Genomic DNA, 7,143 nt, shown 5'->3' on the forward strand with positions numbered 1-7,143 from the left:
CGCTGCGCGTCCGGGCCCCACAGGCGCGCCCGTGGGGCCCGGCGCCGTGGCGGCCCCACGACCCGCCCGTCGGACGGTGGTGCCCCCGGTCGGACTCGCACTGACACTGGGCGGATTTCACTTCCGCACACAAGTTGCCTGCGACGACCCCGGACGATCAGCGGGACGGTAGGGACACCGTGCGCATCCGAGCACAGCTCGATGCGGTGAGAACACCGAGCCCGGCTGCGCCCGTCAGCCACACCGACCGGGCATTCTTCAGGCACGAGTCAGCGCCTCCATGACCACCGCGCCCGATGTCCGCCAGCGCATCCGTACACGTAGGCCAACGTCACTTGTCCCGGTGCGGGTCCCGGGCGATGTTCAACGCCCGGTTCGTCGACGGCACGATCACCGTCGACGGTCCCCAAGGCGCCGTTGACGGCGCCGACACCCGCGAGACCTACGAGGCCCTGGGGTTCAGCTACGACCCCGAGGAGCTCGACGAGATCTTCGGCACCGCCTGAGAGAGATGTTGCGACGGACGCCCCGGCACTCCACGACGGAGCCCGGGGCGTCGGTCACCCAGGAAGTCAGACGAGGCCGAGCTGCTGGGCCATGGACATCATGTCGAGGTAGCGGTGCTCCACCTCGGTCGTTCCGCTCTCGTCGTGCCGGTTGAAGACGGCCATGGGGACGGACACCCGCCTGCCAGAGGGCTCGACCACCCCCAGAGGAGTTGTCAGCGGCCCTGTGTGGGTGCCCACGAACAGCAGCCGCATCGCTGCCGTGGAGCCGTCGACGACCAGCTCTTCGATCTCAATGGTCATGTCCGGCATCGCGGTGATCCACTGCTGTGTGTCCTGCTGGATGGCTGCTCGGCCACGCACCGGCTCCGGCGAGGCAGCGGTGTAGACGATCGCGTCCGGGCCGTAGGTGGCTGCGAACCCGGCGGCGTCGTGGGCGTTGAGAGCCGCGACGGCTTGTTCGACCTGCTTCCGGCGGTCCCCGCCCGCGCCAGGGACCGGTCCGACGACGGACGTGTGGGTGTCGCTCATGGTGATCTCCGCTTCTGGTGGGCCCCCGCCCGCGCGGCAGGGCTGGCACTCGACGGTAGGCACCGGCTGACACAGGGGCCAAGGGATCCGCCCGGATCGTCGCAGGCCCGTGATTCGCGGGGAGTTCATGACACCGACCTGCACGACGATGCACGCCCCGGACTCCACGACGGAGCCCGGGGCGTTCTACTGGGGCGTGTCAGGCGAGCCCGAGCTGCTGGAGGAAACCCATCATGTCGAGGTAGCGGTGCTCTTCGACGATCAGACCGTCCTCACCCTCCCGGCTGAAGACCGCCATGGGCATCGACACCCTCTTACCTGTCGGTGGCACTTCCCCTGATGGGGTCGCCATAGGCCCGGTATGGGTGCCCACGAGCTGGAACCGGGACACAGCCGTAGCACCGTCCACGAGCAGCTCCTCCAGCTGCAGCATCATGTCCGGCATGGCCGTGAACCACTGCTCTATCTCCCGCTGGATCGCCGCCGTACCGCGCACCGGCTCCTGGGCGGCCGTGGTGTAGATGACCGCGTCGGCGCCGTAGAACCCGACGTACCCGGGCGCGTCATGACTGTTGATGGCTTGGAAGATCCGATCAACCTTCTCCCGCCGATCTTCGCCGGCATCGGGCACGGGCCCGACGACGGATGTGTGGGTGTCACTCATGGTGGCCTCCGCTCCTGATGCCACTTCCCTCGTGAAGTGCCGTGCTTCGACGCTAGGCACCGCCAGGTGAACGCCCAAGGGTTCGGCAGGGATCGTCGCAGGCCTGTGACCAGCTACGACTTCATGACCTCGACCATGATGGATCGCGCCCCGGCCTCCAACACGGAGACCGTGGCGTTCGTCGAGGCACTATTCCACTCCGAGCTGCTCCGCCATGCCTGCCTGGTCGTAGTACCGGTACTCCTCGGTGATCTTGTTGTCGGCACCGAAGCGGCTGAAGATGCCCATCGGAACCTTCACTGGCCGTCCCGTCGGGGGAATCGATCCGGAAGGTGTGGGCATCGGCCCGGTCTGGGTCCCAGTGATCAGCTCGCGGCTCGCGACGGTGTTCCCGTCGACGAGCACGTCCTGGAGTTCAGCGTAAGTATCTGGCAGTGCTTCCAGGAACGCTGCGACGTCCTGCTGGATGGCTTCTCGTCCCCGCAAGGGTTCTGGTGACACCGGATCCATGACCACGGCGTCCTGGGCGTAGTAGGAGGCGAACTTTTCGGCGTCCCGGGCGTTGTACGCCTCGTTCCACTCCTTGATCAGCCGCCGATACGTCTCCTCGTTTTCGCCAGAGGTGCCGGCGGCGTCTTGTTCTTGCGTGCTCATCAACGGCTCCTGTCTCCGGGCCCCGGCTGGTCCGAGGTCTCCTTCGACGGTAGAAGGCCCAAGAAGCAGCACCGAGAGGGTCACGCGAATCGTCGTCAGATCGTCGCCTCCGCGTCACGGAGACGACGTCATGATCTCCCAAGTGGGAGAACACACTGTTGCTCCACGACGGAGTCCGGGGTGTTCTGCATGGCCGGTGAAGTCTCAGTCCTCGGAGCCGGCGCCCCGACCCTGCCGCCACTCGTAGACCGTCAGCGACACAGCGATGAGCGCCGCGGCCACGGTGAGACCGGTCAAGGCCCGCTCGAGGCCAGTCTCCGGCGGCCAAGATCCGAACTGCCCTAGCACCAGGAGTGCGGCGCCGATGAGCATCGCGATCAGGTGCCCGCGCAGGGACCGGTCCGGTGTCATGATCTCTCCTGCGGGCCGGTCTCCCCGCCGTTACGGAGACCAGGAGACCACAGGTTGCTCAGCAGCAACGCAGCCACACCGATCGCAGTCATCCACCAGTTCCACTCGCCCAGGATCAGACGCAGCCCCACGATGAGGGCGACGATGATCGCCACTTGGACGAGCACCTGCTGCCATCGCCTCGACACGCTGCACTCCTTCACACCCGGCGCCTTGCTTGCTCGCATCGTGCCACGAGCCGACCTGGGCTGTCTGACCCCTCATCGGTGAACCGTGGTGCGGCAAGCAGGGGCATGCCACACTCGGCAGCAGGAGTAGGCCGCGGCCGCTGGGCCGATGGTGACTCTGGGGCGCAGAGGAGGATGCCGTGAACCCGGTCGATGTGGAGCGGTTCTACGCCCACGTGCTCAAGGGCCCGACTCCCGAGGCGTGCTGGTTGTGGATGGGCGCCATCAGCGACGACGGGTACGGCCGGTTCTGGTTCAACACGCCCGCCGGCCAGAAGGTCGTCTCCGCCCACCGCTTCGCCCTGGCCACCGTCCACGGCGCCCTGGAGGCGATCGAGGACCAGACCGCCCTGCACTGGTGCGATGTGCCGCTGTGCGTACGGGCTTCCCTTCAGCCGAGCACCCACCTGCTGCTGGGCACCGCCTCGGAGAACATGAAGGACCGGGCGCTCAAGGGCCGGATGCCTTCACCGAACGCTGCGCGGTGGCGCCGGCTCAGCCGCGCCGAACGCGCCTCCCGGTCCCGACACCTGCGCGAGCAGCTCAAGCAGCACGGCTGGGATCAGGGACTCATCCGCCAGCTGGTGCACGACGTCGACCCGCACCATCCCACGCTGTTCTGACGCCGCGACCCCTCATGCGGGGCCGGTGACCGCCGGCGGCATCTCCCGGCGGGCGTCCATGGCCCGTGCATGGGCGGCCTCCATCCGGCCGGCCAGGACGGCGGTGGTGCCGATGACAGGTCCGATGATGAACACGTGCGGGTACCCGGCGGCCAGGATCACGAACCCGGCGACCCAGCAGACGACGCCGGCGGTCCAGCCCAGCCACACCGAGGGTCGGGCGGTGGTCTCATAGTCGTAGGGCGGGTTGATCGGCTCGGGATCTCCCTCGATCTCGACCCGGTGCAGTCGCCGCCTGGTGATCTCCAGGCCGGCGAAGCACCCGGCACCCACCAGGGCGGCGAACACCGCGTTGGAGAGCCCGTACCCGCCGATGGACACCAACCAGTTCACGAACTGCACCAGCTGAGCCTCGACCCAGTCGGAGGTGTAGGCCCAGACGAAGAAGCCCGCCATCCATAGCAGGAAGATCCGCCCGCCGGACAACCCCTCGACCTTGCTCCTGAACCCCATGAGCCACCCCCAGCTCTGATGTCGTGAATCCAGGGTAGCCAGTCGGATCGGGGAGTGTCTCCGCACACATGGAAGTCGTACCGGCACCGGCCCGGTGCACGCGGCGAAGCCCGTCCGGGCCCATCGGTACCCTCGACGAGATGCCCATCCGACCCGGAGGTAATCCATGCCAGACCCCAAGCCTCGACGGAGGTGGGGCCGCGCCCTCCTGGTCGTCGCGGCCACCGTGACACCGCTCGCCTCCGTCCTCTACGCCGCCGATCTTCCGAGAGTGCGCCCAGCATTGGACCGCTTCTGGCGGTGGTTCGACGGAAGCCTTGAACGACTCCAGGTGATGAGCTGGGTGGTCGCCGCCATCGTCGCCGCCGTCACCTACTGCAGCTACCTCGCCGACAAGAGGTCGAAGCTGCTGGAGCAGGCGCGGTGGGCAGTCGACCGCGCCACCGAGGGGAAGCCCGAGGCTCAGCAGCGCGTCGGCCGGCAGGCCATCGCAGACCTGCAGCACAGCGCCGAAGAGAGCGGCGAGCAACTGCCAGGCTTCGTGGACACAGCGCACACCGTGACCGACACCTTCAAGAAGGACATCCTCACCGCGGCTGGCAAAGATCCGGCGGCCGTCGAAGAGATCGAGAGCGAGGCTCAGCACGGTGAGTTCGGCACCGTGGACGGCACCCAGGAAGGGGAGCGATAATGACGACACGACCCTCTGAGAGGAGGAGCGACATGGCCGTATCCGCAGAGAAGATCGACGCCGCCGCCCAGGCGCTGGACCTGGATCCCAAGGTGCTGAAGGTCCTCACCAAGCCGTCGGAAGTCCGCCAGATCCCAGTGCATCTGGGCCTGCTGGGCAACGAGCCGATCTACGTCGACAGCCAGGAACAGGCTCGCAAGCTGGAACGATCCGACCGGGCCTACGCCTACATCACCGCAGCAGCTTCCTGAACGCTTGCACCGCCCCGCCGCCCGCACCGGGTGAACGGGGCGGTGCCATGTCCGCCGGACGTCAGCTGGGCCGGCCGCAGACCATGGAAGTCATGACGACCTTCGTAGACCACCAGCACCCGCGCGCCATCGACGAGCGCTTCACCGCCAAGGACCACCCCTAGGCCGAGCTCAAGCTTGGCCCGCCGGCCATCACCCTGTCCGGGCCGACCGGCGACTGGGGCTCGCGCTTCCACGACATGGACTCCCGGTCCGCCTACGACTACACCCCTCCGAGCGCGCCGCGGAGGCGTTCCGCGCATATTTCGGCGCCGCACCGGATGCCGAGGTGGAAGGGGAGTACTGCTTCGAGGATCCGAGCCGCCCCGTGCTCCAGATCAGGGCCACCGGCCGGGTCGCGGTGAACTTCCGCGGTCCCACCCGCTTCGCCGCCGAGGCGAACATGCTCTCTGTCCTGGCTCGGCTGGCCGGCGACGACGCAGCATGGCGCCGCGCCGATCCGCTGGCCGCGGAGAGCTTCGACGAGGTGTTCTACGACGACGGCTACAAGGACTACGTGCGCGAGCGCTACCTGGGCGCGTCCCGGGCGATCGAGGACGCCGAGCAAGGCTACCAGGCTGAGCTGTCCCACCTGCACCGTGGCCTGGCCGGGCCGGAGACCCCAACCCCGGTCGACCTCGACGCCGCGGTGCGTTCCTCCTACGCCGAGCTGGTCAACGGCTTCGCGGTCGGCACCCAGGCCGGGCGGACCGTCCGCGACCCGCACCTGTCGGGCTCCACCCGCAACCTGGTCGTCGGGAACCTGATGGGCCGGTGCTATGCCGCCGCGCAGATACTCAACCGCAACGAGGATCCGAAAGCCATCGCGATGACCGCCGGGGTGCTGGAGGACTCGGTGAAGACCAGCCGGACGTCGGGCCAGGTGCTGCAGCGCCTGGCGCTCGACGTCGGGGAGCACCACCGCGGCAGGCCCTAACCTGCGAGGCACTGGGGTGCCACACGCCCAGCTCCCCCACTCTCACTGAAGGGCTCACTCCATGTCCGCGTCACGTGACGAACGCCACGAGCTGATCGAGCGCATCGAGGCCGCCACCTTGGATCGGGACTGTAAGAGGTTCCGCCGATAGGCGTGGTGGGACGGCGGCATGAGACAGGCACGAGGCCTGGTAAACACGGATTTGTTGAGAATCTCTGTGTTGACCAGGAGCACTCGTGCCTGCCGTTCCATCGTGCATCATCGAGCCCATCGGGGACCAGTTCCAGGTGCTGATCCCGCCTGTGGCGGACGAGCATCCGTTGGGTTGCCACCGGCCACGCATCCCGGACCGGGTGGTGTTCGACAAGCTCGTGCAGGTCCTCGTCCTCGGGGCTGCCTACGAGAAGATCGCCGACACCACCTGCTCGGCCACTACCATCAGACGCCGACGCGACGAGTGGACCGCCGCGGAGATCTTCACCGCCCTTGAACAGTCCTGCCTTCACGCCTACGACAAGATGGTCGGGCTCGAGCTGGGGAATTTGGCGGTGGACGGGTGCATCACCAAGGCCCCGTGCGGTGGCGAGACCGCCGGAAGATCCCCGGTGGACCGCGGGAAACAGGGTACGAAACGCTCGGTGCTCACCGACGGTGCCGGGATCCCGCTCGGGACCGTCGTGGCCCCGGCCAACCGCCACGACTCCCCGTTGCTGCGCCCCACGTTGGAGACGCTGTCCCGGTTCGGCTTCGAGCTGCCCGAGCGGATCACGGTGCATCTGGACGCCGGCTACGACTCCAGGCCCACCCGGGAGCTGTTGGAGGAGCTCGGCTGCGAGGGCCGGATCGCGACCAAGGGCGTCCCGGCCCCGTTCCAGAACACCGCCCGCTGGGTGGTGGAACGGACCAATGCCTGGCACAACCGCGGCTTCAAGAAGCTGGCGATATGCACCGAGCGCCGCACCCGCGTCATCGAGGCGTTCATCGGACTGGCCAACGCCATCATCATCACCCGACGCCTCCTCCGCGAGGCCTGGACCACCCAACGCTGGGACACCCGCCCAACCCGACGACCATGACCTATCGGCGGAACCTCTAA

12 protein-coding genes are annotated in these 7,143 nt (G+C 67.8%); 6 read left to right on the top strand and 6 right to left on the bottom strand.

Features of this window, described 5'->3' with window-relative positions; all coding sequences use genetic code 11:
- Positions 1–359 precede the first annotated feature (359 nt).
- Positions 360–506 carry a hypothetical protein gene (locus tag ACH9D2_RS08180; protein ID WP_396362345.1) on the top strand — a complete coding sequence of 49 codons (147 nt, stop codon included), beginning with the start codon at positions 360–362 and terminating at the stop codon, positions 504–506.
- Between the two features lie 66 nt (positions 507–572).
- Here ACH9D2_RS08180 and ACH9D2_RS08185 read toward each other — a convergent pair whose 3' ends face one another.
- The 5 genes from ACH9D2_RS08185 to ACH9D2_RS08205 all read right to left on the bottom strand — a co-directional run bounded on the left by ACH9D2_RS08185 (position 573) and on the right by ACH9D2_RS08205 (position 2,954).
- Positions 573–1,037 (bottom strand): ester cyclase, encoded by a 465-nt coding sequence (locus ACH9D2_RS08185; RefSeq protein ID WP_396362346.1) that lies wholly within the window; start codon positions 1,035–1,037, stop codon positions 573–575.
- 199 nt (positions 1,038–1,236) lie between these two features.
- Positions 1,237–1,701, bottom strand: coding sequence for an ester cyclase (locus tag ACH9D2_RS08190; protein WP_396362347.1), 465 nt, complete (start codon positions 1,699–1,701; stop codon positions 1,237–1,239).
- Between the two features lie 189 nt (positions 1,702–1,890).
- Entirely contained in the window at positions 1,891–2,355 is a 465-nt protein-coding gene (locus ACH9D2_RS08195; RefSeq protein ID WP_396362348.1) for an ester cyclase, read from the bottom strand.
- 204 nt (positions 2,356–2,559) lie between these two features.
- On the bottom strand, positions 2,560–2,766 hold the full coding sequence (locus tag ACH9D2_RS08200; protein ID WP_396362349.1) for a hypothetical protein: 207 nt from the start codon (positions 2,764–2,766) through the stop codon (positions 2,560–2,562).
- Positions 2,763–2,954: a hypothetical protein gene (locus tag ACH9D2_RS08205; protein WP_396362350.1), complete on the bottom strand. Its 192-nt coding sequence runs from the start codon at positions 2,952–2,954 to the stop codon at positions 2,763–2,765. The genes ACH9D2_RS08200 and ACH9D2_RS08205 overlap by 4 nt, the downstream gene beginning before the upstream one ends.
- 179 nt (positions 2,955–3,133) lie before the next feature.
- Between ACH9D2_RS08205 and ACH9D2_RS08210 the strand changes: the two genes are divergently transcribed.
- Positions 3,134–3,616 (top strand): hypothetical protein, encoded by a 483-nt coding sequence (locus tag ACH9D2_RS08210; RefSeq protein WP_396362351.1) that lies wholly within the window; start codon positions 3,134–3,136, stop codon positions 3,614–3,616.
- 12 nt (positions 3,617–3,628) lie between these two features.
- Here the strand turns inward: ACH9D2_RS08210 and ACH9D2_RS08215 are convergent, their stop codons facing one another.
- The gene (locus ACH9D2_RS08215) at positions 3,629–4,129 is read right to left on the bottom strand and encodes a hypothetical protein (protein WP_396362352.1); all 501 of its coding nucleotides are present in this window, start codon (positions 4,127–4,129) and stop codon (positions 3,629–3,631) included.
- A gap of 166 nt (positions 4,130–4,295) precedes the next feature.
- On the opposite strand from ACH9D2_RS08215, the gene ACH9D2_RS08220 reads away from it, so the two are divergent.
- The 4 genes from ACH9D2_RS08220 (at position 4,296) to ACH9D2_RS08235 (ending at position 7,123) form a co-directional block, all read left to right on the top strand.
- Positions 4,296–4,820, top strand: coding sequence for a hypothetical protein (locus ACH9D2_RS08220; protein WP_396362353.1), 525 nt, complete (start codon positions 4,296–4,298; stop codon positions 4,818–4,820).
- 32 nt (positions 4,821–4,852) lie between these two features.
- Positions 4,853–5,071 carry a hypothetical protein gene (locus tag ACH9D2_RS08225; RefSeq protein WP_368808831.1) on the top strand — a complete coding sequence of 73 codons (219 nt, stop codon included), beginning with the start codon at positions 4,853–4,855 and terminating at the stop codon, positions 5,069–5,071.
- A gap of 367 nt (positions 5,072–5,438) precedes the next feature.
- Positions 5,439–6,047: a hypothetical protein gene (locus ACH9D2_RS08230; protein ID WP_396362354.1), complete on the top strand. Its 609-nt coding sequence runs from the start codon at positions 5,439–5,441 to the stop codon at positions 6,045–6,047.
- Positions 6,048–6,283: 236 nt separating this feature from the next.
- Complete coding sequence (locus ACH9D2_RS08235; RefSeq protein ID WP_396361908.1) at positions 6,284–7,123, top strand: IS5 family transposase; 840 nt, start codon at positions 6,284–6,286, stop codon at positions 7,121–7,123.
- Positions 7,124–7,143: the final 20 nt, after the last annotated feature.

This window comes from Kocuria rhizosphaericola, assembly GCF_044462205.1.
In the GTDB taxonomy this organism is placed as follows: domain Bacteria; phylum Actinomycetota; class Actinomycetes; order Actinomycetales; family Micrococcaceae; genus Kocuria; species Kocuria rhizosphaericola.